This is a genomic window from Archangium violaceum (assembly GCF_016859125.1).
GTDB classification, from domain to species: domain Bacteria; phylum Myxococcota; class Myxococcia; order Myxococcales; family Myxococcaceae; genus Archangium; species Archangium violaceum_A.
This window is the reverse complement of the sequence record NZ_CP069338.1, coordinates 6047136-6072534: the sequence shown is the minus strand read 5'-3', so window position 1 is coordinate 6072534 and position 25399 is coordinate 6047136. Positions and strand designations below refer to the sequence as shown.

The window sequence follows — 25399 nt, the reverse complement described above, 5'->3', positions numbered from 1 at the left end:
AATCTCGGAGGCCCCATGAAGCGCTCCTCTGTGGTCACAGTCCTTGTCGCACTGTCGTGCCTGACGGCCTGCATGTCCTTCATTGACGGGTGGGGAGGCATCTCGCCGTCACAGTTCGAGTTCCAGCCCATGGTTCCATTGAGGGGACAAGGGCCCGGGGGATGGAAATCAGCCCGGGTGGTCATCACATTGCTTCACGTGACCCCAGGAGACGTTCGCAGGAAAGTCACGTGCCCGATTGAAGTGCAGGTGCCAGAGGTCAACAGGCTCGGCGTTGTGAGCAACGAATTCGCGCAAATGGAGGCCGCGAAGGCAGCGGACATCGCCGCGGAACGGACATTGGCCCAAGGAGGGCTCTCGGCAGAGATGTGTGAGCGCTTCAAGAACGAAATGCAGGAGGTGATGGGAAAAACCATCGGCGGAGTTCGTGTTATCAAATCCCTCTAGCCTGGGACCTGAACACAGAGGCACACAGTGGGCTCGCTGCCAATGACTGCTGATTTGTCCACGCCGCGCTTGTTGGAGCTGGTTCACCAGTACTACCCCGCGAACCTCATGGAGTTCGATGAGGGGTACTCCGAGTCGGAGCAATACCAGCGCCTGATTCGAGCGCGTCAGGATGCGCTGAAGAACTCCGGAGCTTGGGAACGCCTGATGCCCAAGCTCACGGAGGCTCTGCCCGACTGCAAGGTGGAGGACTGGAGCGTCCTCTTCTCCGACGACAACTGCTGGCGTGTTCGTGTGTACCTGCCCGAGGTACGGCAACTCGAAGAAGGAGTACGGGAGTTCCGGGCCGTCGTGGTCCTCGTCAGCATCCTGGCTCCGGTATATGTGATCTACAGTTCCTTCCAACGGATAGTCGGAGCGCAGTGGGAAAAGCCCGCGCTCTTCTACGAGGACATCCCGGAGACGAAACCCTACGCAGACAGGGTGGAGGCACTGGTGCGCTCGGAACTGGACGTGCGGACCCTTCCCCAAGAAACGCTCTTCACCCTGGTTCCCGACATCCAATGCCGTCATACCCGTCTTGGCACGACCCGGCTCATCGACTGCCTCTTCACCGATGACCGCTGGTAGGCACCGCCACCGCACCTCCCCAACAGGATGGCCAAGGAGCCCGCGGTGGCGCTCGCACACACCCGGGAGCAGCGTCCCCTTCGCCCGGGCACGTGGGCTCGGCCATACTGCGCGCCATGCGTGCCCTGCTCCTCGCCGCCCTGCTCTCCGCCAACCCTCCGCCCACGCCCGCGCAGGCCCAGAAGCTCGCCGCCCAGCGCGCGTGGGAGGACCTGTACCTCGCCTGGTCCTCCGTGGACCCCAAGGGCTACACGCCGCCCCAACGCCGCACCATCGCCGCCTCGCTCCTCAAGGGCTGCGAGGCCCTCGCCGGCACCGATGCCGTCATGGCGTACTCGCTCGGCGAACGCGCGGCGCTCTTCCAGAAGACGGCGCCGGGCCTGCGCTGTCTGGCCCGCACCGCGCTCGCCACCGACCAGCGCGGCGCCGCCGAGGAGGCCCTGCGTCACGGATTGACGTACTTCCCCAAGGAGGGCTACTTCGGCCTGGAGCTCGGACGGCTCCTCCTGGAGGACAAGGACCCGCGCGGTGCCCTCGAGGTGCTGGGCAAGGTGCCCCCCCGCTCGCCCGAGGCCTCGAAGGCCCGCGCGTTGTTGCAGAAGGCCCGCAGCGAGTCCGCCGAGGAGTCCGAGGCCCGCGCCCAGGCCCGCGCCATCGAGCGGCGCTTCAACGGCGAGACCGATGACAAGGGCTCCGTCCAATCCACCTCCTCCGGCCTCTCCTACGAGTCCGGCGTGGCCTCGGACGGCATGCGCACCCGCTCCAACAGCCGCTTCGTGGTGAAGTACTTCAACAACGCGCGCGACTTCGGTCAGCGCGCCGAGTACGAGGGCCGCATCATCGCCGCGCTCGACGAGGCCCATGCCCATACCCGTCAGGTGCTCGGCGAGGCGCGCGAGAATCCCGTGGACGTCATCCTCTACACCCGCGAGGAGTTCCGCACCCACCAGGGCGCCGCACTCGCGCGCGCCGTGGCCGGGCTCTACGCGGATGGTGCCATCCGCATCAACGACGCCGCCGAGCTCACCCAGCAGACCAAGGCCACCCTCGTCCACGAGTACGTGCACGCCGTGGTGGATGACCTGGTCCGCGCGAACCAGGGTGGCCAGCGCGTCCCCACCTGGCTCAACGAAGGTCTCGCCGAGTACATCGAATGGCGCTATCTGGGCAGTGACAAACCGCCCTACGCGCTGGCCACCCGCCTGCGCGGCGCCGCCCAGACCGGTCAGCTCCCGCGCCTCTCGGAGATGTCCGGGCAGGCCCTCATCACCCAGCGGGACCCCTCCCTGGCCTATGGGACCTCGGCCGTGGCCGTCCGCGAGCTGCTGAGCGAGGGAGGGCCCTCCCGGCTGCTCGAGCTGATCCGCGAGGTGGGACAGGGCACCCCCTTCGAGCAAGCGCTCCGGCAGCGCTATGGCCGGAGTGTCTCGCAGCTGGAAAACGCCGTGAAGGCCGCCCTCTCGCGGAGGTGACAGGCAGGCGGATTCCGCGTTCGCGAAGTTTACCCCTCCTCCTGAGTCCCCTACACTCGCCCACGGAAATTTTTTGCTTTGGCGCTGCGGCAGGAGCCCTGGCCCCGGGTCCGCAGCAAGGTGACGGATGTCGGACACGCGTGCGGCGATGAGGGAGTTTCGCTTCCTGGATGAGAAGCGGACGCGGGGGAATCTTTCCCCCTCGGAGGAGGCTCGTTGGAACGAGCTGCAGGGGCACCTGGTCAACCAGGCCATGCCCTCGCAGGAGCCTGCCGCGGCCATGGACCCCGCGCAGCAGCCCCAGGGCTACTACGGCGACGATGGCCAGTGGTACGCCTACCCCACCGGCTACGATCCCAACCAGGCCTACGATCCCAACCAGGCCTACGATCCCAACCAGGCCTACGCGCAGCAGCCCCAGGGCTACTACGGCGACGATGGCCAGTGGTACGCCTACCCCGCCGGTTACGACCCCAACCAGGCCTACGACCCCAACCAGGCCTACGACCCCAACCAGGGTTACGACCCCAACCAGGCCTACGCGCAACAGCCCCAGGGCTACTATGGCGAGGATGGCCAGTGGTACGCGTATCCCGCCGGTTACGACCCCAACCAGGCCTACGATCCCAACCAGGCCTACGCGGCTGATGCCTCACAGGGTTACGACCCCCACCAGGGCCAGGACCCCTACGCCGCCACGCAAGGCCAGACCTACGCGGCGGAGCCGCAGCAGGCCTACTCGGCCGAGGCTCCACTGGAGCCGGAGCCCGGTTACAGCTCGCCGGTGCCCGGGTACGTGCCGCAGCAGCCGCATCCGATGCCGGATCCGGTCAAGCTCAGCCTCGAGAGCGAGAACCTCGAGGTCCCCGCGCTGAACGAGCCCGCGCCCTGGGAGGAGCCCACTCCAGAGCCCCTCCCCGCGTCCGAAGCCGAGCCGCTCGAGGCCGCGGAGCCCGGCGCCGATGACGTCTTCGAGGTGAGCGACACCGACGTCTCGCCCGTCAGCGAGATCACCCCCCTCCCCGAGAGCGTTCCCGAGTCGGTCGACATGAGCGACTGGAACGACGTCACCGCGCCTTCGGCGGCCACGCTCGAGACGCAGCCGTCGGTGCACGAGCCCCAGTCCTCGGAGTCCGCGGGGCCCATCGAGCTGGACGAGGACGACTTCTCCTCGCTCAACTCCGACCTGGGGACTCCCGCTCCCGCCTCCGCGCCGCCCGTCGCCGAGCCGCCGCTGACGCCACAGCGGACCATCGAGATCAGCCCCTCCGACATCGAGCTGCTCGAGCCCGAGGCCGATGTGCCGCTCCAGGCCGAGCCCATGCTCGCCGAGGAGCCCGCGGCCCCTGTCGCGGACGAGTGGGCCGCCGCGCCGCTCGCGGTGGATGCGGAGCCGGAGGCCGCGCAACCGGACATCGCCCTGCTCGACGAAGAGAACCCGATGGAGATCACCGCGTCGTACGCGTTGCCCGCGTACCCGGTGCAGCAGCCCGCCGCGGAGCCGGTCTCCACCCTGGACGTGAACGATCTCCGGACCCCGCCCGAGCCGAACGCGGTCCCGGCCACGGAGGCGCCGTGGGAAACGACGCCCCAGGACATGGAGCCGTTCGAGGCGAGCCCCGCCGGAGCGGAGCAGCCCACCCTGGACGCGGTCGATCTCAGTGCCGAGATCGAGCCGTCGGCTCCCGATTCGGGCGTGCCGTTCGCGGACCACGTGCCCACGCTGGAGCTGAACCCGATGCAGGTCGCGCCCGATCTGCGCGCGAACACCATCGAGGTCGCCGACTCGTTCGACCCCGAGACCACTCGGCCCGAGGAGTGGGGCAACGCGGGCGAGCCCGTGCCGCTCGCCAGCGCCTCCGATTTCCTGGGGCACGCGGACCAGACCGGCACGTCCGTGTCGGACGAGCCCATCCCGCTCGAGACGACGGGCGCCGACGTGAGCTGGAGCGAAAGCGGGGACGCGAGCACCGGGGAGAGCCTCCAGATGGAGAGCGCCGCGGAGTTCATGAGCACTCCGCAGTTCACGGAGGCCAGCGCGACCTGGGGTCACCAGCCGGAAGGCGAGCAGTCCGCGACGGAGATGGTCGGGGCCGAAGTCGAGAGCACCACGGCGTATGGCAGCCCGCTGACTGATGACGTCGGCATGCCGTCCATCGAGGCGCAGCCCGAGTGGGCCGAACCCATGGAGGAACAGCCCGTCCTCGAGGCCCAGCCCGCGGAAGTCCAGCAGGAGTGGGCGTATTCAACCGGGCCCACCACCATCGAGGCTCAGCCCGAGTGGGCCGCCGCCGCCGAGGCGCAGCCCGCCGCCGAGGCGCAGCCCGAGTGGGCCGCCGCCGAGGAGCAGCCCGAGTGGGCTGCCGCCGAGGAGCAGCCGGTCATGGAGGCCCAGCCCGAATGGGCCGCGCCCGTGGAGGCGCAGCCCGAGTGGGGTGATCCCGCCGAGCCCCAGCCTGTCATCGAAGCCCAGGCCGAGTGGACGACCACGGAGCAGCCCACCACCGAGGCACAGGCGGATTGGGCCGCACCCATGGAGGAGCAGCCCGTCCTGGAGGCCCAGCCCGAATGGGGTGCTCCCGAAGAGCCCCAGCCCGTCATCGAAGCCCAGGCCGAGTGGACGACTGCGGAGCAGCCCGCCACCGAGGAGCAGCCCGAGTGGGCCACTCCTGTCGAGGAGCAGCCCGTCCTGGAGGCCCAGCCCGAGTGGGGCGCTCCCGCCGAGCCCCAGCCCGTCATCGAAGTGCAAGCCGAGTGGACGACCGCGGAGCAGCCCGCCACCGAGGCGCAGCCCGAGTGGGCCACTCCTGTCGAGGAGCAGCCCGTCCTGGAGGCCCAGCCCGAATGGGGTTCTCCTGCGGAGCCCTCCGCTGAGGCGCAGCCCGAGTGGGCCACTCCTGCCGAGGAGCAACCCGCGACCGAGGCCCAGCCCGAGTGGGGTGCTCCCGCCGAGCCTTCCGCCGAGGCACAACCCGAGTGGGCCACTCCTGTCGAGGAGCAGCCCGTCCTGGAGGCCCAGCCCGAATGGGGTGCTCCTGCGGAGCCCTCCGCTGAGGCGCAGCCCGAGTGGGCCGCCGCCGAGGAGCAACCCGCGACCGAGGCCCAGCCCGAGTGGGGTGCTCCCGCCGAGTCCTCCACCGAGGCGCAGCCCGAGTGGGCCGCCGCCGAGGAGCAGCCGGTCATGGAGGCGCAGCCCGAGTGGGCCACTCCTGTCGAGGAGCAACCCGCGACCGAGGCGCAGCCCGAGTGGGCCACTCCTGTCGAGGAGCAGCCCGTCCTGGAGGCTCAGCCCGAGTGGGGTGCTCCCGAAGAGCCCCAGCCTGTCATCGAGGCGCAGCCCGAGTGGGCCACTCCTGTCGAGGAGCAGCCCGTCCTGGAAGCTCAGCCCGAGTGGGGCGCTCCCGCCGAGCCCCAGAGTGATTGGGGAGCCCCCTCCGAGGAGCAGCCCGTCCTGGAGGCCCAGCCCGAGTGGGGTGCTCCCGCCGAGCAGCCCGCGACCGAGGCGCAGCCCGAGTGGGCCACTCCTGTCGAGGAGCAGCCCGTCCTGGAGGCCCAGCCCGAGTGGGGTGCTCCCGAAGAGCAGCCCGCGACCGAGGCGCAGCCCGAGTGGGCCACTCCTGTCGAGGAGCAGCCCGTCCTGGAAGCTCAGCCCGAGTGGGGCGCTCCCGCCGAGCCCCAGAGTGATTGGGGAGCCCCCTCCGAGGAGCAGCCCGTCCTGGAAGCCCAGCCCGAGTGGGGTGCTCCCGCCGAGCAGCCCGCGACCGAGGCGCAGCCCGAGTGGGCCACTCCTGTCGAGGAGCAGCCCGTCCTGGAGGCCCAGTCCGAGTGGGGTGCCCCCGCCGAGCAGCAGCCGTGGATGACCGCCGCCGAGCAGACGGAGGGCACCGAGCCCCAGCCCGAGTGGGCCACGGGAGGCGCCACGCAGGACTGGAACGCCGCACAGGCCACCGATCCGCAGGCCAGCTGGGACGCGCCCGTCGAGGAAGTGCAGCCCGAATGGAACGCCGCCGGCACGGACTCGCAGCCACTCGCCGAGACGGCCCCCATGGATCATGGAGCGGCCTGGTCCAATGCCCCCGCGGAGACGGCCTGGAGCGAGCCCGCCACGGACGCGACGAGCTGGGAGGCGCAGCAGGCCAACGGTACGCAGACGGACTGGAACGCGGCGGCCTACGAGGCCGAGCCCATGAGCGCCGAGCGTGACGCCTCCCTGTTCGGCACGAGTGACACCTGGTCCTCCGGTGAGCCGGCGGCCGATGCACATGCACCGTCGGACTGGTCCGGCCAGCAGCAGGAGTCGGCGTGGGGACATGATCCGCTCGCCGAGCCCACCCAGGAGCAGTTCAACCCCGAGCCGGCTTCCGCCTTCGCCCCGCCGCCAGCACCCGAGCCCGACCTTCCCATCATGGAAGCCGAGCCCGAGGCCGACCTCCCCGTCATGGAGGCCGAGCCCGAGATGCCGGAGATCGACCTCTCGGAGGACATCGTGGAGCCGCCTCCCGCGGCGGTGCCCCCTGTCATGGTTCCGCCTCCGGCGCCCGTGGCACCCGCCCCCGTGGCGCGAAGCGCGGCGCCCGTGACGCCTCCGGCCCCCGCGGTGACCCCGAAGGCGCCCATGTCGACCGCCCCCACCATCGCGATGGGTGCCGTGATGGTGCCCGGGGCTCCGCCTCCTCGCGCGACGCTCAGCGGCCTTTCGGCCGTGCAGTCCACCGCGTCCGCCGGAGTCCCCCTCCCCCCCGTCAACGCCTTCATCGAGGGTGAGCACCGGGTCATCATCCACACGGTGGAGGGCCAGGTGAAGCGCGGCGCCATCCGGGACGTGGACCTGCTCGACGAGGCCATCCCGCTCGAGCAGCAGACCGGCTTCGCCCCCGAGCGCATCCCCATCCAGCGCGTGAAGGCCGTCTTCTTCATGCTCGCCACCGGCAGCCGTCCTCCGCAGCCGGAGGGGCAGAAGGTGCGCGTCACCTTCACGGACGGACGCCAGGTGGCCGGCTTCTCCAACGACTACAAGGGGACCGGCGAGGGCTTCTTCGTCATCCCCGCGGACACGCGCACCAACACCTCGCGCATCTTCATCTACCGCGCGAGCGTGCAGGCCGTCGCCGAGGGCTGAGCCCGCCCTCGCCCCACCGCTGGCGCGGCCCCACGCGCTGGCGGTGCCCGCGGAGGGTGCCCGCAAATGAAAGAGGGGCCTCGTCTCCGAGGCCCCTCCGGGCAAACGCCCTGTCCCGCTCAGGCGATTACTTCGAGTCCTTCGCGGCCTTGGCCGGGGCCGCCTGCTTCTTGTTCAGCTCGAGGTCGAGGGTGATGGCAACCTCCTCACCCACCGCCACGCCGCCGGTCTCGAGCACGCTGTTCCAGCCCAGGCCGAAGTCCTTGCGGTTGATCTTCGTGGTGGCCGTGCCGCCGCGCTTGATGTTGCCCCAGGGATCCTTCGCCTCCGTGGTGAAGCCCTCCACGTCCAGCACCACCGGCTTGGTCACGCCGTGCATGGTGAGGTTGCCGGTCACCTTCAGGTTCGCGCCGGCCTTCTCCACCTTCGTCGACTTGAAGGTGATGGTGGGGTACTTCGCGGTGTCGAAGAAGTCAGCGCTGCGCAGGTGCTCGTCGCGCTTGGGCTCGTTGGTGTTGATGGTGGTGGCGTCGATGGTCGCCTCCACGGTGGACCTGGTGATGTCCTTCTCGTCGATGTTGGCCTTGCCGGTCACCTTCGAGAACGCGCCACGCACGTTCGACACCATCATGTGCTTCACGGAAAACTGCGCGGCCGAGTGGGCGGCGTCGATCTCGAACTCGGCGGCGAACGCGAACGAGGGGGCGGCGAGCACGAGGGCGGCGATGGCGGGCTTCAGGGACAGCTTCATGGTGGTTCTCTCCATTGGGGAACTGCGGAACAGCGTCACGCGGGGACTTCATAGCAACCCCCAGGCCAGGGAAGTCAACCCTCCAAACCATTGGAATCACTTGCCCCAGCGACTCTGGCTCGCGCCGGAACTCTCAAAACGATAGATAGAGCCATCATCGTGAGAGGGAGTCACCATGGCGCCAAGGCTGGAGCTGGACCTGAGAGAGCTGCTGTCCTTCGAACCGAACGGAGGGCTCATCCACTTCGCGGGCCAGCGGGTGCTGCTGTTGGATCCAGTGGTGTTGGGACTGCTGCGCAAGGAGCTCATCTCCACGGTGGGGATGACGGCGGCCAGGGGCATGCTCACCCGGCTGGGCTTCGCGCATGGCTGGAGGACAGCGGAGACGATGAAGAACGCCTTCCCCTGGGAGGACGAGGCGCAGTGGCGCCGTGCGGGAGGGCGGCTGCACACGCTGCAGGGGCAGGTGGTGCTGGAGCGGGTGGAGCGCGGGAAGGAGGACGGCCCGGAGCCCTTCGCGGAGGCGCTGTGGCACGACTCGTACGAGGCGGAGCAGCACCTGCTGCACCTGGGCAAGGCGGAAGAGCCGGTGTGCTGGGCGCTGACGGGCTTCGCCAGTGGCTACATGAGCTACTGCAACGGCAAGTCCGTGTACTGCCTCGAGACGCGCTGCGTGGGGAGGGGGGACGCGGTGTGTCAGATCATCGGCAAGCCGGAGGAGGAGTGGAGCACCGAGTGCCGCGAGGCGCTGCGCTTCTACGAGACGCAGTGCATGGAGGGGGCGCTGGCGCAGGTAACGGAAGCGTTGAAGCAGGCCGAGCGCAAGCTGAGGGCGAAGCGCCAGACGCTGGCGCGGGTGTCGGGCGTGCGGGAGGATCCGGCGGGCATGGTGGCGCGCACCGAGGCCATGCAGCAGGTGCTGAACCTGTCGAGGCGGGCGGCGAAGGTGGACTCCACGGTGCTCATCACCGGAGAGAGTGGCGTGGGCAAGGAGCGGATCGCCCAGCTCATCCACGAGGAGTCGAGCCGGGCGCACAAGGCCTTCGTGGCGGTGAACTGCGCCGCGGTGACGGAGAGCCTGCTGGAGAGCGAGCTGTTCGGCCACGCGAAGGGGGCCTTCACGGGGGCCACGCACGACCGGGCGGGCTTCTTCGAGGCGGCGCACGGAGGAACGCTCTTCCTGGACGAGGTGGGCGAGGTGCCCCCGGCGATGCAGGCGAAGCTCCTGCGCGCGCTGCAGGAGAAGGAGGTGCGGCGCGTGGGGGAGAACCAGAGCCGCAAGGTGGACGTGCGGGTGGTGGCGGCCACCAACCGCAACCTGGCGGCGGAGGTGGTGGCGGGCCGCTTCCGGCAGGATCTCTACTACCGCCTGCGGGTCATCGAACTGCGGATACCGCCGCTGCGGGAACGGCGCGACGACATCCTGCCGTTGGCGCGGATGCTGCTCGCGGAGGCGACGGAACGACTGGGGCGCCGGGTGATGGGACTGTCGCCGGAAGCGGCGGACCAGCTCCTGCGCTACGGGTGGCCGGGCAACGTGCGCGAGCTGGGCAACGCCATCGAGCGAGCGGTGGCGCTGTGCGAGGGCACGCGGGTGGAGAAGGATGACCTGCCGGAGGAGGTGCGCGCGGCACCGCCGAGCCTGCTGCCAGGAGACTCCCCGCGGACGCTGGAGGAGATGGAGCGCGAGTACATCCTGGCGGTGTTGGCGAGGAACGGAGGCAACCGGGCGCGCACGGCGGAGCAGCTCGCCATCGGCATCGCCACGCTCTACCGGAAGCTGAAGCAATACGGAGAGAGCGAGCACCCCAACTGAGCCCCCACCCCTCTCCCTCCGGGAGAGGGACGGGGTGAGGGTATGTCGCCCCCGGAACGCACCCCGAGTCCAGGGGGAGAACTAATTCAGATACCTGTCATCCGGCCGCTCACGGGAGATGACACGCAGGTGACGCGAGCGCCCACGCACCTGCCGCTGCAGCCGCCAGTGCTGGAAACGGAGCCACAGCTGCCGGGGGCTGCCACCGCGCACGGCGATGAAGGTGATGCCGAGCGCGAGCAGCTCGGGCATCTGGCTGGCCCACCCGGCGGAGAGCCCGTTGAGAACGACGAAGCCAACACCGATGGCGGCGAAGACGTGACCGGTGATGGGGATGCCCCAGAAGTTCGTCTGCCCTCGCCCGATGGACAGGCCATAGGCCACCCAGGCGATGGTGCCCATCACCCAGCCGCCCGCGTACGGGTAGGAGCGCAGCAGCGGGAAGAAGAGGGACAGCACCACCGTGAGGAAGCCCGCGAGCACCGTGCCGCCCCACACCACCCACAGCAGCCGGCGCGAGCCCCAGCTCATCTCCAGGCCACCGCCAATGGAGTAGAGGGCGAAGGCGCCGAAGATGATGCCGAGCGGGTTGAGCTCGACGAAGCCGTAGGTGAAGGGCTGCCACAGCATCAGCCCCGGGAAGACCGCCTGGGGAGAGAGCACCAGCAGCGAGCCCACCGTCCGCGCAGCCAGGGCCACGAACGAGCCCACCACGAGGCCGATCGCCAGCCTGGCCGCCGTGGATTGCACGCTCGGAAAGCCGAATCCGCCGCCGCCATAGCTGCTCCGCATCGGTCGCATCAAACCTCCTCCACTCGGGACATATGAGAGTCGTCCAAAGGTGGGGGAACGGGGCCCGCTTCGCAACCGTTTCGTCCACTTCCAGGCGACTCAAATGGCGAAGGGCGCCCATCCCCGTCGTTGGGGAGAGCGCCCTTGGCTGCCGTCACCTGCCGGGATGTCCGGCTCAGGACTTGTGGCGGTAGAACAGGGTGATGGTCAGGCAGTGGAACTCCTTGTCGGAGGACTGCGTGACGATCTTGTCCACCACGTCCAGGTTCGGGTTCTCCTTGAGCCACTTCGTGATGTTCTCACCCATGTTCTCGCGGTCGCGCGCGAGCGTGGTGGAGAACACCTTGACTCCCGTGAAGCTGATGACGCCCATTCCGACCCTCGTGTAGCCGAAGAGATTCCGCAGGTTTACCGCGAGTCTTGACGGCCTTCAAGAAAAGGGCCCGAGATTCCAGCCCTTCCACTGCCCTCCACGTGACATCCCCATCCTACCCCCCAGGGAGGGCGGGCGGCTCGGGACGTCCCCGGCCGCCCCGAGGGCCCGAGGCTCAGCGGGAGGCCGCGGCGTGGCGGGCCTGGCAGGTGACCTCGTCCTTGCACGAAGGCCCGATGCCCTCCGGGTGGGGCCCCAGGGGCGTCTTGTCACTCTCCTCCACGCCACACACCACGCACTTGCGCTTACGGTTGCGGCGCTCGGCACGCCGCTGCTCGGCGATTGCCTTGGCCCGCTCCCGGGCCGCCTTCGCGTCCAGCTCGTTACTCATCGTCATGGGTTCCGTTCATTCGTCGGGAGAGCGAAAGGTTCAGAGCGCCTCGATGAGGAGCGCGATGCCCTGGCCACCACCGATGCAGGCGGAGCCGATGCCGTAGCGGGCGCCCCGGCGCTTGAGCTCGTAGGCGAGCGACATGGTGATGCGCGCGCCCGAGGCCCCCAGCGGGTGGCCCACCGCGATGGCGCCACCATTCACGTTCGTCTGCTCGCGGGGCAGCCCCAGGTCCTTCTCCACCGCGAGGTACTGCGGCGCGAAGGCCTCGTTCACCTCGAAGAGCTCCACGTCGCTCAGCTTGCACTGGGCGCGCTCGAGCAGCCGGCGGATGGCCGGCGCCGGGCCGATCCCCATCACCTTCGGATCGCACCCGGAGATGCCCCAGTTGACCAGCCGGGCGATGGGCTTCAGGCCGTGCTTCTCCACGAAGCTCCGGGTGGCCATCACCATGGAGCCCGCGCCGTCGCAGATGCCGCTGGCCGCGCCCGCGTGCACCACGCCGTCCTTCTTGAAGACCTTGGGCAGCTTCTTGAGCCCCTCCACCGTGGTGTCCGGCCGGTTGTGCTCGTCCCGGGCGAACTGCGTCTCGCCCTTCTTCGTCTTCAGCGTGACGGGCGACAGCTCCTGCTCCAAGCGGCCGGACTCCTGGGCGGCGGCGAAGCGCTTCTGCGAGAGCACCGCGTACTCGTCCACCGCGTCCTGCGAGATGTCGTAGTCCACCGCGAGCTGCTCGGCGGTGAGCGCCATGGGCAGGCCCGTGTAGCTGTCCGTGAGGGCGCTCCAGAGCATGTCCTCCATGCCACCCTTGCCCAGCGGAATGCCCCAGCGCGCGCCCCGGATGACGTGGGGCGCCTGGCTCATGGACTCGGTGCCACCGGCGAGCACGCAGTCCGCCTGCTCGGTGAGCATCATCTCCGCGGCGGTGACGAAGGCCTGGAAGCCCGAGCCACACAGCCGGTTGACGCCCAGCGCCGGCACCGGCACCGGTACGCCCGTGCGCAGGCCCACGTGCCTCGGCAGGTAGATGGCGTCCGAGCTCGTCTGCACCACGTTGCCGTAGATGACGTGCTGGATGGACTCGGGGGACACCTTCGCCTGCGTGAGCGCCGCCCGCGCCGACTCCACGGCCAGATCGGTGGCGCTCAGGTCCTTCAACGAGCCGCCATACGTACCGAACGGCGTACGCTTACCGGACAGGAAGTAGATCTCTTCGCTCTTGGACACGCTCTTCATCGCGGGACGGGCTCCAGACTGGCTGAAAAAATGTATTCTTCCTACTCTCAACGAGGGCGCGGCGCACGCCCAAGGTGCATCAAGCCGAGCGCCCGCCTCCCAGGAAGAGACCGGCGACGATGGCAAGGGCCACGAAGGTCCACAACAATCCTTGGAGGTTCTGTCGTCGAATCTCCCTTTGACCAGCCCCCCGGTACCATGCCTGCCCCGCTTGTAACCGCGCATCCCAGGTGAAGTGTTCCGTGGGAACAAGGCCCTCGAGACGCTCCTGGTGGGCCTGGAGCAGGCGCTCGGGAGAAGCCTCCGGAAAACTCCCTGAGCGATAACGACCGGGGAGGTCGAAACCCGGCCGCTTGTAACCAGCGGTGAGCACGAACCCCTCGGGAGCGAGCGGGGTGAGGAGATAGAGGCGGGGACGGCCCCCGGACGCGAAATGAAGGGTGGCGAAGGTGCGCGCGCCGGGGTGTGCGAAATCGTAGGAGCGGGTGCCCCGATGGAAGCGGGGCTTCTCCACGTGGCGGCCCAGGGGAACGAAGCCCAGGGCGCGGAGCTGGCCCGCCAGGGGAGCGAGCTCCTCGGGTAGCTCCATCCGCTCGGCGGGGGCCTCGGGCCGGACGCGGACGCTCGCGGGGAAGAGGAAGAGGACGGCGCGCCAGAAATTGAGGAGCAACAACTTCACGGCCGCCCCCAGCACGACGAGCACGAGCACGAGCTCGGCGAGGGCATTCATGACGGGGCTCCCGGAGACATGGGGCGCGCACCCTAGCCCGCGAGCACCCGCTTCGTCTCGCGGTCGCACGCCTGGTGGGCGGTCCTGCGGGAATAGCCTCTGTCCGGGCATGCACATCGTCAGTCCCAGCGGGGCACCGACTGCGCCGCGGGAGGACGGGGATGCGTGCGATGAAGCTCTCGAGGCTGGCCGGAGTCCTGGCCGTGACGGCGCTGGCGGCCTGCGGCGCCTCGAAGAAGCAGGAGGAGCCGCCCGCGGACTTCCGCGCCGGGGCGGACTTCCGCGCCCTGAAGGACGCCACGGTGACGCTCTTCCCCGGCCACTGCGCGGGCGTCGTCGTCGCGGATGGACGTCATGCCCTCACCGCCGCGCACTGCATCGACGTGGCCCCCGGCGAGCGTCAACCCGTGGTGCTGCGCAACGGGCACATGCTCAGCGGGGTGGTGAAGCTCGTGGACCCCAGGCGGGACGTGGCCGTCATCCGCTTCGACGAGGCGGCGCCGGTACACCCGCTGGCCGTGGCCACCACCCTGCCCCTGCCGGGACAGGAGCTCCTCTTCGCCGGACGCAATGACCGTCCGAGCGAGCCGCAAGCGGTGGAGCTGCGCAAGCTGGGGCGCTGTCCCTCGCTGCCGGGCGTGCCCCAGGCGCTCTTCACCAGCCTGCATGGAGAGAAGGGTGACTCCGGCGCGCCCGTGGTGGATCGCCAGCTCCAGGTGGTGGGCCTGGTGCATGGAGGCGCGGCGTGCAGCGTCGCGGCGCCCACCGCCGAGTTCTCCTCCGTGCTGGACACGCTCGTCGCGGAGGTGGCCCGGCCCGATGCCGAGCAGGGCATCGGCGGAAGTGGAAGCGCCGGGCAGTAGTCCCCTCTCGACCGGGCGGGCAACCGGGCCCCGGCGCGCCGGAGAGGTTGTCCGGTGCGCCACCGTGCCGAAGTTGAGTCGAGCAGCATCAGGCACGCAGACGACGGAGACACCCATGGCCGACACCCCCAAGATTCCCACGGGCAGGACGAAGGAACCCACGGACAAGGGCCGGGACGCCCCCGATATGACGAACGTCGGCGATGATCAGTACGTCCCGGATCAACGCGGGCAGAACTTCCAGCCGCGCAACGCGGGCGCGATGGAGGACTCCATCGACCAGGCGGCGGCACGGGTAGCCCAGGACATCAACGAGCGCGCTCGCGCCGATGTGAACCCCGGCCCCTCGCAGGACACGGCCTGGGAGGCTCGCGTGGAGAAGGGCGAGGAGTGGGAAGAGCAGAAGGACAAGGACCCCGTCCGCAACCACGACATCAACGAGGACGTCTACAAGCGCGAGGCTCCGGCGAACGAGCAGCGAGAAGACCCCTCGGGCAGGCCCGGCCGGCGGTGATGCACGCTCCCCGCGCGGCAGGCGCCCACTCCGGCGTCAGCCGCGCGCGGACAGCGGGCCCTCGCGCTCGGACTTCTCCGTGAAGCGGAAGAGGAGGAACAGCGCGGCGAGTGACAGCGCCGTCATCGCGAGCTTCACGCCCTCCTGCCACGGAGCCTCGGGGAGCATCACCCGGCGCAGCACTCCGCCCCGTGCGTCGAAGCCGTCATACAACCGGTAGACGACGTTGCCGCCCCAGTGCAGGCCGATGCTCAGCCAGAGCGAGCCGGTCCGCACCAACGCCAGCGAGAACATCAGCCCCAGGAGCCCCAGGTACAGCGAGGACTCCAGCGTCAGCTGCATGTACCAGACGTGGTTGAGGACGTAGACGAACGTGGTGAGCGCGACGAGCGCGCCAGCGGACAGGACGCCCGAGAGGTGACGGAAGAGGAACCCGCGCACGAGCACGTCATCCGTGGCGGACGAGAGGAACATCGCCACCGCGGCCTGGAACACCAGCTCCGCGAGCTCACCGGCGGGACGCGCGCCCTCGACGTGGAAGGCCCCCAGGGCCCACAGGATGGCGTACTTGAGCGCCCACGCGGCCGAGCAGAAGACGAAGCCCAGCCACAGGTTGCGAGCCCAACCCCGGTGCGGAGCGAGCCCCAACGCGCCCAGTCCTCCCGCCCCGGTCAATCGCCCCACTCCATGGGCCAGCGGGAAGAAGGCGGCGTAGAGCCCCAGCCACGCCACGGGAGAGAGCCGCACGAAGTTGGGGACGTTCAGGTACACGTCCAGCACGACGAAGCCCACCCCCATCCACAGCAGGCGCACCCCGAGCGGGCGGGACACGACAGGAGAATCATCCGAAACGGAGCTCGGAGCTGGGGAGTGCGCGGAGTGCATGGGCGCCGCGCACTCTAGACGACGCTCATCCTGCGTGCGGACCCACCCGGACCCGTACCTCGCTGGACCGGTACTCCGCCACCCTGCGCCGGACGTCGTCCATGTCCAGCGCACGCGCCTGCCGGATGATGTCCTCCAGCATCGGCTCCAACAGCGCACCGACGTGGTTGAGCAGCAGGAAGCCGTCTCGGAACACCATGAACGCGGGCAGCGCCTGCACTCCGAGCACCTCCACCAACTCGGGCTGTGCGTCCACCTCCACCTTCGCGAAGGTGACGTCCAGATGCCGCCGGGCCACCCGCTCGAAACCAGGACCAAAGGTGCGCGAGGGTGCGCACCACCGCGCTCCCCAGTGGATGAGCAGGATGCCGGGTCTCGCCAGCGCCGGTCCGAAACTCTTGCTGTCCAAGGACACCACCGACATGGACTCCTCCCAAAGGACCGGACCGCGCCGATCCACCCCTAAGGTAGGAGTGCGGAAAACAGGTCCAACCCCCTTCCTTATCCAGGCAAATCGAGCGAAACTGAACAGGTTCGCTGAGGGAAACAGGACAGCGGACACACCCGGTGAAGCCAACCCGGGAGCAGGCCCCTTGACGTGGAGACCGCTGTGAAACCCAGAGTCCTGATCGTGGATGACTCGTGGTCCATGCGCCAGACGCTGCGTCTCCTGCTGTCCCCGGATTTCGATTGTGCGATCGCCGAGGATGGAGCATCCGCGCTCGAGCTGGCCCGAGGAAATCCGCCCGACATCATCGTGTCGGACGTGAACATGGAAGGCATGGACGGGTACGAGCTGTGCCGCCAGGTACGGGCCGAGCCCTCGCTCGAGAAGATCCCCTTCCTCTTCATCAGCGGCCACGCCCCCCGCCCGGGTATCCCCGAGGCAGGCGACGCCTACCTCATCAAGCCGGTGCAGCCGGCGGTCCTCATCTCGAGGCTGCACCAGATGCTCCAGCCAAGGCCGCGCGCCGTGGGCCAGGGCTAGCAACTCCCTCTCCCTCTGGGAGAGGGCCGGGGTGAGGGTCTTCCGCCTAGGGGTTCCACCACACGGAGCCCTTGCCCTCCATGGCCTGGACCGCGCGTCGGCGAACATCCACCATCTGCTCGGTCGTGAGAGGCCGGAAGGCCGCGGCGGCGTGCAGCGCGGCGTCCTGTTCGTTGGGAAAGCTCATCCCCAGCAGCGCCACGTCCGGATCCAACGTGAGCGTGTAGTGCACGCACTCCTCCACGCCGAGGTGCGGCAACGAAGGCGCCGCCGTGTCGGCTCCGCCCGAGCTGACCTTGCCACGCGGGCGCACCTGGAGCGGCCGTCCATAGCCCTCGGTGTCCCCGAGCAGCTTGCCGGCCCCGAAGGTCTTGAAGCACACCGTGCCCACGCCCCTGGCCTTCGCCAGCGGGAGGATCTCCTCCACGTAGCGTGGGTGGACGAAGGGCCCCACGGGGAACATCACCACATCGCAGCGGCCGGACTCGAGCGCGGCGCGCAGCACGTCCGGGTGGTGGCTGGAGATGCCCCGGAAGCGGGCCTTGCCCTGCCGCACACAGCGCTCCATTTCCTCCAGGCCTCCGCCCGGCGCGGCGAGCCGCTCCCACGTGGCCAGCTGGGAGAGGTTGTGGAAGACAAAGAGGTCCACCGCCTCCAGCTGGAGCCGGCGCAGGCTCTCCTCCACCTGCGGGGTCACCGGCTGCTCCAGGAAGTCCACCTTGTCGATGACGAACATGCCCTCGCGCCGGCCGCGCAGGGCCTCGCCGACGATCTGCTCGCTGTAGCCGTCCTCGTACCCGGGGGCGGTGTCGATGACGTTGAGTCCCGCGTCCATGGCGCGGTGCAGCGTGGCGACGCACCGCTCCAAAGGCACCGAGCGGTCCGCCAGGTCCCCAATCCCCACCTGGGTGGCGAGGAACCCCGTGCGCCCGAGCTGCCGTCGGGGCTGGAAGCGGGGAAGCGATCGTTCGTCAGCCATGTGAAACCCTCAGTCTGGGTGATGGATGTGATGTTCGGCGGTGTGGGTTTTACATACCTCGAAGATTCAACCACCGGAACGAAGGGCTATGCTCCGCCGCCCTTTCGCATTCCCACCGAGGTGCTCCGCGTGATCAACGCCAACGTCCGCGTCCCAATGCCGCAGAACGAGCCCATCCTCTCGCACGCGCCCGGTACCCCCGAGCGCGCCGAACTCCAGGCCACCCTCAAGCGCATGGCCTCCGAGCAGATCGAGATTCCCATCCTCATCGGCGGCAAGCGCATCAAGTCCAGCAAGACGGACACGGTGCGGATGCCGCACAAGCACTCGCACGTGCTGGCCACGCTGCACGAGGCGGACGCCAGCCACGTGGAGCAGGCCATCCAGAACGCCCTGTCCGTGAAGGACGAGTGGGCGCGGATGCCCTTCGCGGAGCGCGCGGCCATCTTCCTGCGCGCCGCGGAGCTGCTGGCCACGAGGTACCGCCCCATCCTCAACGCGGCCACCATGCTGGGCCAGTCGAAGACGGCGCATCAGGCGGAGATCGACGCGGCGTGCGAGGCGATCGACTTCCTGCGCTACAACGTCCACTTCGCACAGGAGCTGCTGAGCCAGCAGCCGGTGAGCCCGGCGCAGACGTGGAACATGATGGACTACCGTCCGCTGGACGGATTCGTGTTCGCGGTGGCCCCGTTCAACTTCACGGCCATCGCGATGAACCTGGCCGTGACTCCGGCCCTCATGGGCAACGTGGTGCTCTTCAAGCCCTCGAATACGGCGGCCTACAGCAACTGGTACGTGATGGAGCTGCTGCGCGAGGCGGGCCTGCCCGACGGCGTCATCAACATGCTGCCCGGCGATGGCCCCACGGTGGGCAACCCGGTGATGGCCAGCCCGCACCTGGGCGGCATCCACTTCACCGGCTCCACGCCCACCTTCCAGAGCATGTGGCGCACGGTGGGCGAGAACATCGCCCGCTACAAGCAGTACCCCCGGCTGGTGGGCGAGACGGGCGGCAAGGACTTCATCTTCGCGCACCCCTCGGCGGCGGATGACCTGGACGCGCTCGCCACGGCCATCGTCCGCGGCGGCTACGAGTACCAGGGCCAGAAGTGCTCGGCGGCCTCGCGCATCTACGTCCCCGAGTCGATGTGGCCGAAGCTCAAGCCGCGGCTGCAGGAGATGATCGCCGAGCTGCGCATGGGCGACATCACCGACTTCCGCAACTTCATGGGCGCGGTCATCGACGAGAAGTCCTTCAAGCGGACGTCCTCGTACCTCGAGCTGGCGAAGAACAGCGGCGCCGAGGCCACCATCCTCGCCGGCGGTGAGGCGGACCGGAGCGAGGGCTGGTTCATCAAGCCCACGCTGGTGCAGCTCACCAACCCGCGCCACCGCATCATGCAGGAGGAGATCTTCGCACCGGTGGTGGGCCTGTACGTCTACCCGGACGCGAAGTTCGAGGAGACGCTGCGCGAGTGCGACGCGTGCGCCACCTACGCGCTGACGGGCGCCGTGTTCGCGCGCGACCGCAAGGCCATCAGCATGATGATGAGCGAGCTGCGGCACACGGCGGGCAACTTCTACATCAACGACAAGCCCACCGGCGCCGTGGTGGGTCAGCAGCCCTTCGGTGGCTCGCGCGCCTCGGGCACCAATGACAAGGCGGGCTCCATGCTGAACCTGGTGCGCTGGACGTCTCCGCGCACCATCAAGGAGAACTTCGTCCCGCCCACCCGCGTCCCCTACCCGTACATGGGCCAGTAGGCCCCGGGAGAAGGGCGCTCCGGACGTGGGTCAAGGGCTCGGAACCGCGAGGGTTCCGGGCCCTTCGCGTTGTGGGCACCACCACGCTGGCATTGTCAGCCTGCCCACAACCCCGGGTCCGAATGCGCTCGGAGTGCGCGCCTGACGGCTACAATGGACAAGCCGGAGCACGTCGAGCCACGTCCTGCGGAAGGAGGAGCGTCATGCCCGTCGTCATCCGCGGACACCGCGTCCGCTTCGAGACGGGAGGCTCCGCGCCCGAGCTGCCTCGATGGAAGCCGCCACCGGACCCGTGCCCACACTGCGGCGAGGACAAGCAGACGCATCCGGGAATGGAGGGTGGAGGCACCTCCGTGGACTCGAGCATCGCGCTGGCTCGAAACATCCTCCGGGACACCTCGCGAGAGCAGCACCCCTGGTACACCGGCGTCTTCTCCCTGGCCGCCCACCACCTCATCTGCGGCGAGGCCATGGACGATGAGTTCTGGCCGGAGGTGTGCTCGTGGTTCTCCTACAACATCAACCACGCGAACAACGGCGTCATGCTGCCGCACGACATGGAACTGGCGTGCCAGCTGGGCGTTCCTGTGCACCGGGGCAGCCACAAGGCGGGCCATGCCGACGAGCCGAGCCTCTCGTATCCCGACGGCGTCAAGTGCAAGCTGCGAGAGCTGGAAGAGAGAGTCCGTTCCGGGGAATTCTGCATGAATCCCGGCAGGGTGCGCGCGCTGCTCGACAGGCTGAGCCGGGACATCTTGCGAGAAGTGAGCGCGTTCCGCTGGACGCTGACGTGGGATGGCGAGGACTACGGGCCGGGAGGTGCTGGTTGCGGCGGGGTGAAGTCTCTGCGCGCCAAGAAGGAGGCGGACGAGCAGAACAAGAACCCCTACTGCCCACACCAGCGACGTCATGGGCTGCGACATGCGCAGACGAACAAGGAGCTACCGCCTCACGACATGCCCCTGGAGCTCGGAAAGTGAATCACACCTATTACGTCCACGGCCGCGCCTCCAACGACTCGCATCCTCTTCTCGCCTTCGTCGACAATGGCCCCGCTCGTCATTCGCTGCATACGAAGCGATTCGTGGAGCCGGAATCGACTCCCGTGCGCTTGCGGCTGGGCCGCCCCGAACCCCGCAGCCCCATCATGGCCGACCACCTCTCACTGCCTCTTCCCGTCCTTACCCGGAAGGTGGCCCAGGTCATCGAGGCGTTGCAGCTGCCAGACGTGCAACTGGTACCCGCCGTGGTGGAAACCCCCACGCGCGAGTACCCCTACTTCATCCTCAACGTCTGGAACTTCATCGCCTGCGTGGACAGGGCCGCCTCGGACATCACGGAGGACGAGGACGATTCCCGATACATCCTGGGCATCCGGCACCTGGTACTGGACATGAAGGCCATTGACGAGGTGCCTCCAGAGCGGCGGCTGCTGTTCCGCCTGGCCGAGTCCTCGTCCACCTATGTCTTCGCCCAACCGGTGGTGGATGCCATCCTGGGCACGTCGCCCGAGGGCATCCGCTTCTGGCCCGTCAACGGCTGGGGCGAGGGCCACGCCTTCCGCCGGGGTGCCTGAACCTCTGGCTCCCTCGCGGGACTCCGGAGGGGCTATGCTGCCCCGCCATGCCTACCCCCCACATCTCCGCCGCACCGGGAGACTTCGCCGACGTGGTCCTCATGCCCGGCGACCCGCTGCGTGCCCGCTACATCGCCCAGCGCTTCCTCCAGGACGCGCGCGAGGTCACCTCGGTCCGCAACATGCTCGGCTTCACGGGCACCAACCGCGGCCGGAAGATCTCCGTCATGGGCCATGGAATGGGGATTCCCTCCATCTCCATCTACGCCACCGAGCTCATCCAGCAGTACGGCGCCCGCGTCCTCATCCGCGTGGGCAGCTGCGGCGCCCTGCGCCCGGACGTGAAGCTGCGCGACGTCATCGTCGCGCTCGCCGCCGGTACCGACTCCAACGTGAATCGCATGCGCCTGCAGGGCTTCGACTTCCCCGCCGTGGCGGACTTCTCCCTGGCCCGGCTGGCGGTGGAGGCCGCCGAGCGCCGCGGGAAGCCGGTGCGCACCGGCTCCGTCTTCACCTCGGATCTCTTCTACGGCCCTCCCCACCAGACCTACGAGGTCCACGAGCGCATGGGCATGCTCGCCGTGGAGATGGAGGTGGCCGGCCTGTACGGCGTCGCGGCCGAGTTCGGCGCCCGCGCGCTCGCGCTGCTCACCGTCTCCGACCACCTGCGCACCCACGAGGCGCTCAGCCCCGAGGCCCGACAGACCTCGTTCGACGAGATGATCGAGCTCGCCCTGGACGTGGCCGTCGCTCAGTAGGCGCCGGTGCGCCGCAGCACGGCCGGCAACGTCTTGAGGAGGATCTCCAGGTCCAGCCAGAGCGACCAGCGGTGGATGTACTCGCAGTCGAGCCGGACCACCTCCTCGAAGTCGGTGATGGAGCTGCGGCCACTGACCTGCCACAGGCCGGTGATGCCCGGAAGGGCCCCCAGCCGGCCGAAGTGGTGCTCGTGGTAGTTGGCCAGGTCCGACTCGAAGAAGGGCCTCGGCCCCACCAGCGACATCTCCCCGCGCATCACGTTGAAGAGCTGGGGCAGCTCGTCCAGGCTCCACTTGCGCAGGAGGGCGCCCACGCGGGTGACGCGGGGATCATTGGGAATCTTGAACAGGCGCGCGTCGCCGCTGGTGTTGAGGTGGGCCAGCTTCGCCTTCTCCGCGTCCGCCCCCACCCGCATGGTGCGGAACTTGAGCATGCGGAAGGTACGGCCACCCTGCCCCACCCGCTCCTGGGCGAAGAAGACGGGGCCGCGCGAGTCCAGCTTGATGGCGATCGCGATGAGCGTCAGCAGCGGGGAGATGAGCAACAACCCCAGCCCCGCGCACAGCAGATCCATGCCCCGCTTGACCCACAGCTGCTGCGCGCGCAGCGAGGGCACCGTCAGCTCCATGAAGGACAGCGAGCGGTAGGAGATGGGCGAGGGGCGCACCCAGCCGAGCCGGTCATAGCGGGACACGGCCAGCAGCCGGACGCCCGCGGACACCACCGCCTCCAGCAGCAGCTTGAGCTGCTCGTCGTCCACCAGGCTGCACATCACCACGGTGTCCACGGCGTTGTGCTGCAGCACGTTCCAGAGGTCGTCCACGGAGCCGAGCACGGCCTCGCTCCGACCCTGGGGCGTCTCGAGGGGGAGGACGGGCACGTGGGGAGAGACCCACCCCACCACCTCCAGGACGCCGAAGTGCTCCAGGCGCTCGCGCACCCGCTGGCAGGAGGGATCGTCCGGATCCCCCACCAACATCACCCGCTCCGCGGGAGAGTGGAAGGCGGGCATGCGGATCAGCCGGGCGATGATCCGATCCAACAGGAAGCGGGTCAGCATGACGGAGGCGCCCAGGCCCACCACCGCCGTGAAGTAGTGCACCACCACGGGGGCGATGCCACGCAGCCACAGGTCTCGCCAGAGCACGAGGCCCACGGCGAGCAGGACGCCACTGAAGATGCGCCGCGGCGAGCGCCAGTCGTCTCCCGAGTGATAGGCCCCCGCGATGAGCAGGCCCACCACGACGGCGGCGCCCATCTGCCATCCACCGGCCGAGCCGAGCGGCGGCACGGCCCACCGGGTGGCCGCGTCGAGGGGCTCCAGCTTGTGGCTGGTCTGCACGACACCCAGGGCCGCGCGGGCCATGAGGAAGGCCGCGACGTCCATGGCGAACAACAACAACACACGCGAAGTGGCCCTCAGCGCATGCATCAGCAACGTACGCGAGGCACGGCGCTGCAAGACGACCCGAGGAGGCACCAGCCAGAGGGGTTTGACCGCGAGGAAGCGGCCCGATGCGGTGGTGGTCCCCGGAGGAGGGACGGGCGAAGCAGGGGGGCTCACCCTCTCATAGTGACACCCTGATTCAGGGTGAGTCCAATCCCCGGCCAGACCCGGCCGCCCGACCTGTTCGGTTGGAGGCGCCCCACGCTCGCTCGGTTGCCCACATGCCGAGCGGCATGTTCCCGCGTGACCCATCCGTCATAACGGACATCCTGTATAACGGATACCTTGACACCATGGCGGAGAGAGGCCATGTTGCTCCTCGCAATGACCTTCGCGCCCTTCGCCCATCGTCGAATGCGGATGCCGAGTGGTGGGCTCCCGCCCGCCGCCGGTTGACAGACGTCCGTCGACCCGTGGCGAAAGAGCGGAGCCCACCCCACCCGCGAGGGTCGGTGGGCTCTGTCGCATCAAGCCCCCCGGTGCCCTCGTGGAGACTCCAGCCCACCCGAGGAGCACCCCATGAGCAACCCCCCGTCGCAGTCGAAGAACTTCGAGACGCTGGCCCTGCACGCCGGCTACGAGCCCGAGCCCACCACCGGCTCGCGCGCCGTGCCCATCTACCAGACGACGAGCTACCGCTTCCGCAACGCGCAGCACGCGGCGGACCTGTTCGCGCTCAAGGAGCCGGGCAACATCTACACGCGCATCATGAACCCCACGACGGACGTCTTCGAGAAGCGCATCGCGGCGCTCGAGGGCGGAGTGGGGGCGCTGGCGGTGGCGTCGGGGCAGGCGGCGGAGACGCTCGCGCTGCTCAACATCCTCAAGGCGGGAGACGAGTTCGTCACGGGCACGAGCCTCTACGGAGGGACGTACAACCTCTTCAAGGTGACGCTGCCGCGGCTGGGCATCCAGGCGCGCTTCGTGGACGCGAACGACCCGGACTCGGTGCGCGCGGCCATCGGGCCGAAGACGAAGGCGCTCTACATCGAGGCCATCGGCAACCCGCGCCTGGACGTGCCGGACTTCGAGAAGCTGGGGGAGATCGCCCGCGAGGCGGGCATCCCGCTCATCGTGGACAACACGGCGCTGTCGCCCGCGCTCTTCAACCCGCTGCGCCACGGGGCGAACATCGTGGTGCACAGCGCGACGAAGTACATCGGCGGCCACGGCACGTCGATTGGCGGCGTCATCGTGGACGGTGGCACCTTCCCCTGGAACAACGGCCGCTTCCCCGAGTTCACCGAGCCCAACCCGGGCTACCACGGGCTCATCCTCCACGAGGCGCTCGGCCCGGCGGCGTACATCGGCAAGGCGCGGCTGGAGGGCCTGCGTGACCTGGGCCCGTCGCTGAGCCCGTTCAACGCGCACGCCTTCATCCTGGGACTGGAGACGCTGAAGCTGCGCGTGCAGCGGCACTCGGAGAACGCGCTGGCGGTGGCGAAGTGGCTGAAGAAGCACCCGAAGGTGGAGTGGGTGCGCTACCCGGGCCTGGAGGAGGATCCGTCCTACGCGAACACGAAGAAGTACCTGCGCAACGGAGCGGGCGGCCTGGTGACGTTCGGGGTGCGCGGTGGCGTGGACTCGGGACGGCGGCTCATCGACGGCGTGAAGCTGTGGAGCCTGCTGGCGAACATCGGGGACACGCGCTCGCTCATCATCCACCCGGCGAGCACGACGCACCAGCAGCTGACGAGCGAGGAGCGCCTGAGCACGGGCGTGACGGACGGTCTGGTGCGGCTGTCGGTGGGCATCGAGCACATCGACGACATCATCGCGGACCTGGACCAGGCGCTCTCGGCGGCCTGAGTCCCCACTTCCCCTCTCCCTCCGGGAGAGGGACGGGGTGAGGGTATCCGTCCCC

Annotated in this window: 23 protein-coding genes; 13 read left to right on the top strand and 10 right to left on the bottom strand. The window is 69.0% G+C overall.

Features of this window, described 5'->3' with window-relative positions; genetic code table 11:
* Nucleotides 1-15: 15 nt before the first annotated feature.
* From JQX13_RS26025 to JQX13_RS55535, 4 genes are all read left to right on the top strand, one after another.
* The gene (locus JQX13_RS26025) at nucleotides 16-447 is read left to right on the top strand and encodes a hypothetical protein (RefSeq protein ID WP_203411601.1); all 432 of its coding nucleotides are present in this window, start codon (nucleotides 16-18) and stop codon (nucleotides 445-447) included.
* A 42-nt stretch (nucleotides 448-489) separates the two neighbouring features.
* Nucleotides 490-1077 (top strand): hypothetical protein, encoded by a 588-nt coding sequence (locus JQX13_RS26020; protein WP_203411600.1) that lies wholly within the window; start codon nucleotides 490-492, stop codon nucleotides 1075-1077.
* A 116-nt stretch (nucleotides 1078-1193) separates the two neighbouring features.
* Nucleotides 1194-2549 (top strand): peptidase MA family metallohydrolase, encoded by a 1356-nt coding sequence (locus JQX13_RS26015; RefSeq protein WP_203411599.1) that lies wholly within the window; start codon nucleotides 1194-1196, stop codon nucleotides 2547-2549.
* Nucleotides 2550-2676: 127 nt separating this feature from the next.
* Nucleotides 2677-7668 (top strand): DUF6982 domain-containing protein, encoded by a 4992-nt coding sequence (locus JQX13_RS55535; RefSeq protein WP_203411598.1) that lies wholly within the window; start codon nucleotides 2677-2679, stop codon nucleotides 7666-7668.
* Nucleotides 7669-7795: 127 nt separating this feature from the next.
* Here JQX13_RS55535 and JQX13_RS26005 read toward each other — a convergent pair whose 3' ends face one another.
* A complete protein-coding gene (locus JQX13_RS26005) occupies nucleotides 7796-8419 on the bottom strand; it encodes a YceI family protein (protein ID WP_203411597.1) in 624 nt (207 codons plus the stop codon).
* 175 nt (nucleotides 8420-8594) lie between these two features.
* On the opposite strand from JQX13_RS26005, the gene JQX13_RS26000 reads away from it, so the two are divergent.
* Entirely contained in the window at nucleotides 8595-10235 is a 1641-nt protein-coding gene (locus JQX13_RS26000; protein ID WP_203411596.1) for a sigma-54-dependent Fis family transcriptional regulator, read from the top strand.
* A gap of 81 nt (nucleotides 10236-10316) precedes the next feature.
* Here JQX13_RS26000 and JQX13_RS25995 read toward each other — a convergent pair whose 3' ends face one another.
* The 5 genes from JQX13_RS25995 to JQX13_RS25975 form a co-directional block, all read right to left on the bottom strand.
* Complete coding sequence (locus tag JQX13_RS25995) at nucleotides 10317-11036, bottom strand: DUF1751 domain-containing protein (RefSeq protein ID WP_203411595.1); 720 nt, start codon at nucleotides 11034-11036, stop codon at nucleotides 10317-10319.
* 166 nt (nucleotides 11037-11202) lie between these two features.
* Complete coding sequence (locus tag JQX13_RS25990; RefSeq protein ID WP_203411594.1) at nucleotides 11203-11400, bottom strand: hypothetical protein; 198 nt, start codon at nucleotides 11398-11400, stop codon at nucleotides 11203-11205.
* A 175-nt stretch (nucleotides 11401-11575) separates the two neighbouring features.
* Nucleotides 11576-11791: a hypothetical protein gene (locus JQX13_RS25985; RefSeq protein WP_203412212.1), complete on the bottom strand. Its 216-nt coding sequence runs from the start codon at nucleotides 11789-11791 to the stop codon at nucleotides 11576-11578.
* Nucleotides 11792-11830: 39 nt separating this feature from the next.
* Complete coding sequence (locus JQX13_RS25980; protein WP_203411593.1) at nucleotides 11831-13027, bottom strand: acetyl-CoA C-acetyltransferase; 1197 nt, start codon at nucleotides 13025-13027, stop codon at nucleotides 11831-11833.
* A 79-nt stretch (nucleotides 13028-13106) separates the two neighbouring features.
* A complete protein-coding gene (locus tag JQX13_RS25975) occupies nucleotides 13107-13757 on the bottom strand; it encodes a hypothetical protein (RefSeq protein WP_203411592.1) in 651 nt (216 codons plus the stop codon).
* A 161-nt stretch (nucleotides 13758-13918) separates the two neighbouring features.
* Between JQX13_RS25975 and JQX13_RS25970 the strand changes: the two genes are divergently transcribed.
* Both JQX13_RS25970 and JQX13_RS25965 read left to right on the top strand, forming a co-directional pair.
* Nucleotides 13919-14620 carry a S1 family peptidase gene (locus JQX13_RS25970; RefSeq protein ID WP_239015177.1) on the top strand — a complete coding sequence of 234 codons (702 nt, stop codon included), beginning with the start codon at nucleotides 13919-13921 and terminating at the stop codon, nucleotides 14618-14620.
* A 115-nt stretch (nucleotides 14621-14735) separates the two neighbouring features.
* A complete protein-coding gene (locus JQX13_RS25965) occupies nucleotides 14736-15134 on the top strand; it encodes a hypothetical protein (protein ID WP_203411591.1) in 399 nt (132 codons plus the stop codon).
* A gap of 36 nt (nucleotides 15135-15170) precedes the next feature.
* Here the strand turns inward: JQX13_RS25965 and JQX13_RS25960 are convergent, their stop codons facing one another.
* Together JQX13_RS25960 and JQX13_RS25955 are read right to left on the bottom strand one after the other, a co-directional pair.
* Complete coding sequence (locus tag JQX13_RS25960; RefSeq protein ID WP_203411590.1) at nucleotides 15171-15965, bottom strand: CPBP family intramembrane glutamic endopeptidase; 795 nt, start codon at nucleotides 15963-15965, stop codon at nucleotides 15171-15173.
* A gap of 79 nt (nucleotides 15966-16044) precedes the next feature.
* A complete protein-coding gene (locus JQX13_RS25955) occupies nucleotides 16045-16443 on the bottom strand; it encodes a thioredoxin family protein (protein WP_203411589.1) in 399 nt (132 codons plus the stop codon).
* A 186-nt stretch (nucleotides 16444-16629) separates the two neighbouring features.
* Here JQX13_RS25955 and JQX13_RS25950 point away from each other — a divergent pair, with 186 nt between their 5' ends.
* Nucleotides 16630-17007 (top strand): response regulator, encoded by a 378-nt coding sequence (locus JQX13_RS25950; RefSeq protein WP_203411588.1) that lies wholly within the window; start codon nucleotides 16630-16632, stop codon nucleotides 17005-17007.
* Nucleotides 17008-17053: 46 nt separating this feature from the next.
* Here JQX13_RS25950 and JQX13_RS25945 read toward each other — a convergent pair whose 3' ends face one another.
* The gene (locus JQX13_RS25945; protein WP_203411587.1) at nucleotides 17054-17986 is read right to left on the bottom strand and encodes an aldo/keto reductase; all 933 of its coding nucleotides are present in this window, start codon (nucleotides 17984-17986) and stop codon (nucleotides 17054-17056) included.
* A 129-nt stretch (nucleotides 17987-18115) separates the two neighbouring features.
* Between JQX13_RS25945 and pruA the strand changes: the two genes are divergently transcribed.
* The 4 genes from pruA to deoD all read left to right on the top strand — a co-directional run bounded on the left by pruA (nucleotide 18116) and on the right by deoD (nucleotide 22087).
* Nucleotides 18116-19753, top strand: a complete 1638-nt coding sequence (pruA, locus tag JQX13_RS25940; protein ID WP_203411586.1) for an L-glutamate gamma-semialdehyde dehydrogenase — start codon at nucleotides 18116-18118, stop codon at nucleotides 19751-19753.
* Nucleotides 19754-19956: 203 nt separating this feature from the next.
* Nucleotides 19957-20733 (top strand): AHH domain-containing protein, encoded by a 777-nt coding sequence (locus JQX13_RS25935; RefSeq protein WP_203411585.1) that lies wholly within the window; start codon nucleotides 19957-19959, stop codon nucleotides 20731-20733.
* Nucleotides 20730-21329, top strand: a complete 600-nt coding sequence (locus JQX13_RS25930) for an imm11 family protein (protein ID WP_203411584.1) — start codon at nucleotides 20730-20732, stop codon at nucleotides 21327-21329. Before JQX13_RS25935 ends, JQX13_RS25930 begins: the two co-directional genes overlap by 4 nt.
* Nucleotides 21330-21376: 47 nt before the next feature.
* On the top strand, nucleotides 21377-22087 hold the full coding sequence (gene deoD / locus JQX13_RS25925) for a purine-nucleoside phosphorylase (protein WP_203411583.1): 711 nt from the start codon (nucleotides 21377-21379) through the stop codon (nucleotides 22085-22087).
* Here the strand turns inward: deoD and JQX13_RS25920 are convergent.
* On the bottom strand, nucleotides 22081-23652 hold the full coding sequence (locus JQX13_RS25920) for an exopolysaccharide biosynthesis polyprenyl glycosylphosphotransferase (protein WP_203411582.1): 1572 nt from the start codon (nucleotides 23650-23652) through the stop codon (nucleotides 22081-22083). The two genes, deoD and JQX13_RS25920, sit on opposite strands and share 7 nt — an antisense overlap.
* Before the next feature lie 402 nt (nucleotides 23653-24054).
* Between JQX13_RS25920 and JQX13_RS25915 the strand changes: the two genes are divergently transcribed.
* Nucleotides 24055-25344: an O-acetylhomoserine aminocarboxypropyltransferase/cysteine synthase family protein gene (locus JQX13_RS25915; protein ID WP_203411581.1), complete on the top strand. Its 1290-nt coding sequence runs from the start codon at nucleotides 24055-24057 to the stop codon at nucleotides 25342-25344.
* The last annotated feature ends 55 nt before the right edge of the window (nucleotides 25345-25399 follow it).

Excerpts from the sequence above, each read along its gene's own strand:
- JQX13_RS25980 (WP_203411593.1), bottom strand. The coding sequence starts at position 13,027 with ATGAAGAGCGTGTCCAAGAGCGAAGAGATCTACTTCCTGTCCGGTAAG.
- JQX13_RS25945 (WP_203411587.1), bottom strand. The coding sequence starts at position 17,986 with ATGGCTGACGAACGATCGCTTCCCCGCTTCCAGCCCCGACGGCAGCTC.
- JQX13_RS25990 (WP_203411594.1), bottom strand. The coding sequence starts at position 11,400 with ATGGGCGTCATCAGCTTCACGGGAGTCAAGGTGTTCTCCACCACGCTC.
- JQX13_RS26025 (WP_203411601.1), top strand. The coding sequence starts at position 16 with ATGAAGCGCTCCTCTGTGGTCACAGTCCTTGTCGCACTGTCGTGCCTG.
- JQX13_RS26000 (WP_203411596.1), top strand. The coding sequence starts at position 8,595 with ATGGCGCCAAGGCTGGAGCTGGACCTGAGAGAGCTGCTGTCCTTCGAA.
- JQX13_RS25955 (WP_203411589.1), bottom strand. The coding sequence starts at position 16,443 with ATGTCGGTGGTGTCCTTGGACAGCAAGAGTTTCGGACCGGCGCTGGCG.
- JQX13_RS25935 (WP_203411585.1), top strand. The coding sequence starts at position 19,957 with ATGCCCGTCGTCATCCGCGGACACCGCGTCCGCTTCGAGACGGGAGGC.
- JQX13_RS26015 (WP_203411599.1), top strand. The coding sequence starts at position 1,194 with ATGCGTGCCCTGCTCCTCGCCGCCCTGCTCTCCGCCAACCCTCCGCCC.
- JQX13_RS25965 (WP_203411591.1), top strand. The coding sequence starts at position 14,736 with ATGGCCGACACCCCCAAGATTCCCACGGGCAGGACGAAGGAACCCACG.
- JQX13_RS25970 (WP_239015177.1), top strand. The coding sequence starts at position 13,919 with ATGCGTGCGATGAAGCTCTCGAGGCTGGCCGGAGTCCTGGCCGTGACG.
- JQX13_RS25995 (WP_203411595.1), bottom strand. The coding sequence starts at position 11,036 with ATGCGACCGATGCGGAGCAGCTATGGCGGCGGCGGATTCGGCTTTCCG.
- JQX13_RS25985 (WP_203412212.1), bottom strand. The coding sequence starts at position 11,791 with ATGAGTAACGAGCTGGACGCGAAGGCGGCCCGGGAGCGGGCCAAGGCA.
- JQX13_RS26020 (WP_203411600.1), top strand. The coding sequence starts at position 490 with ATGACTGCTGATTTGTCCACGCCGCGCTTGTTGGAGCTGGTTCACCAG.
- JQX13_RS25915 (WP_203411581.1), top strand. The coding sequence starts at position 24,055 with ATGAGCAACCCCCCGTCGCAGTCGAAGAACTTCGAGACGCTGGCCCTG.
- JQX13_RS55535 (WP_203411598.1), top strand. The coding sequence starts at position 2,677 with ATGTCGGACACGCGTGCGGCGATGAGGGAGTTTCGCTTCCTGGATGAG.
- deoD (WP_203411583.1), top strand. The coding sequence starts at position 21,377 with ATGCCTACCCCCCACATCTCCGCCGCACCGGGAGACTTCGCCGACGTG.
- JQX13_RS26005 (WP_203411597.1), bottom strand. The coding sequence starts at position 8,419 with ATGAAGCTGTCCCTGAAGCCCGCCATCGCCGCCCTCGTGCTCGCCGCC.
- JQX13_RS25975 (WP_203411592.1), bottom strand. The coding sequence starts at position 13,757 with ATGAATGCCCTCGCCGAGCTCGTGCTCGTGCTCGTCGTGCTGGGGGCG.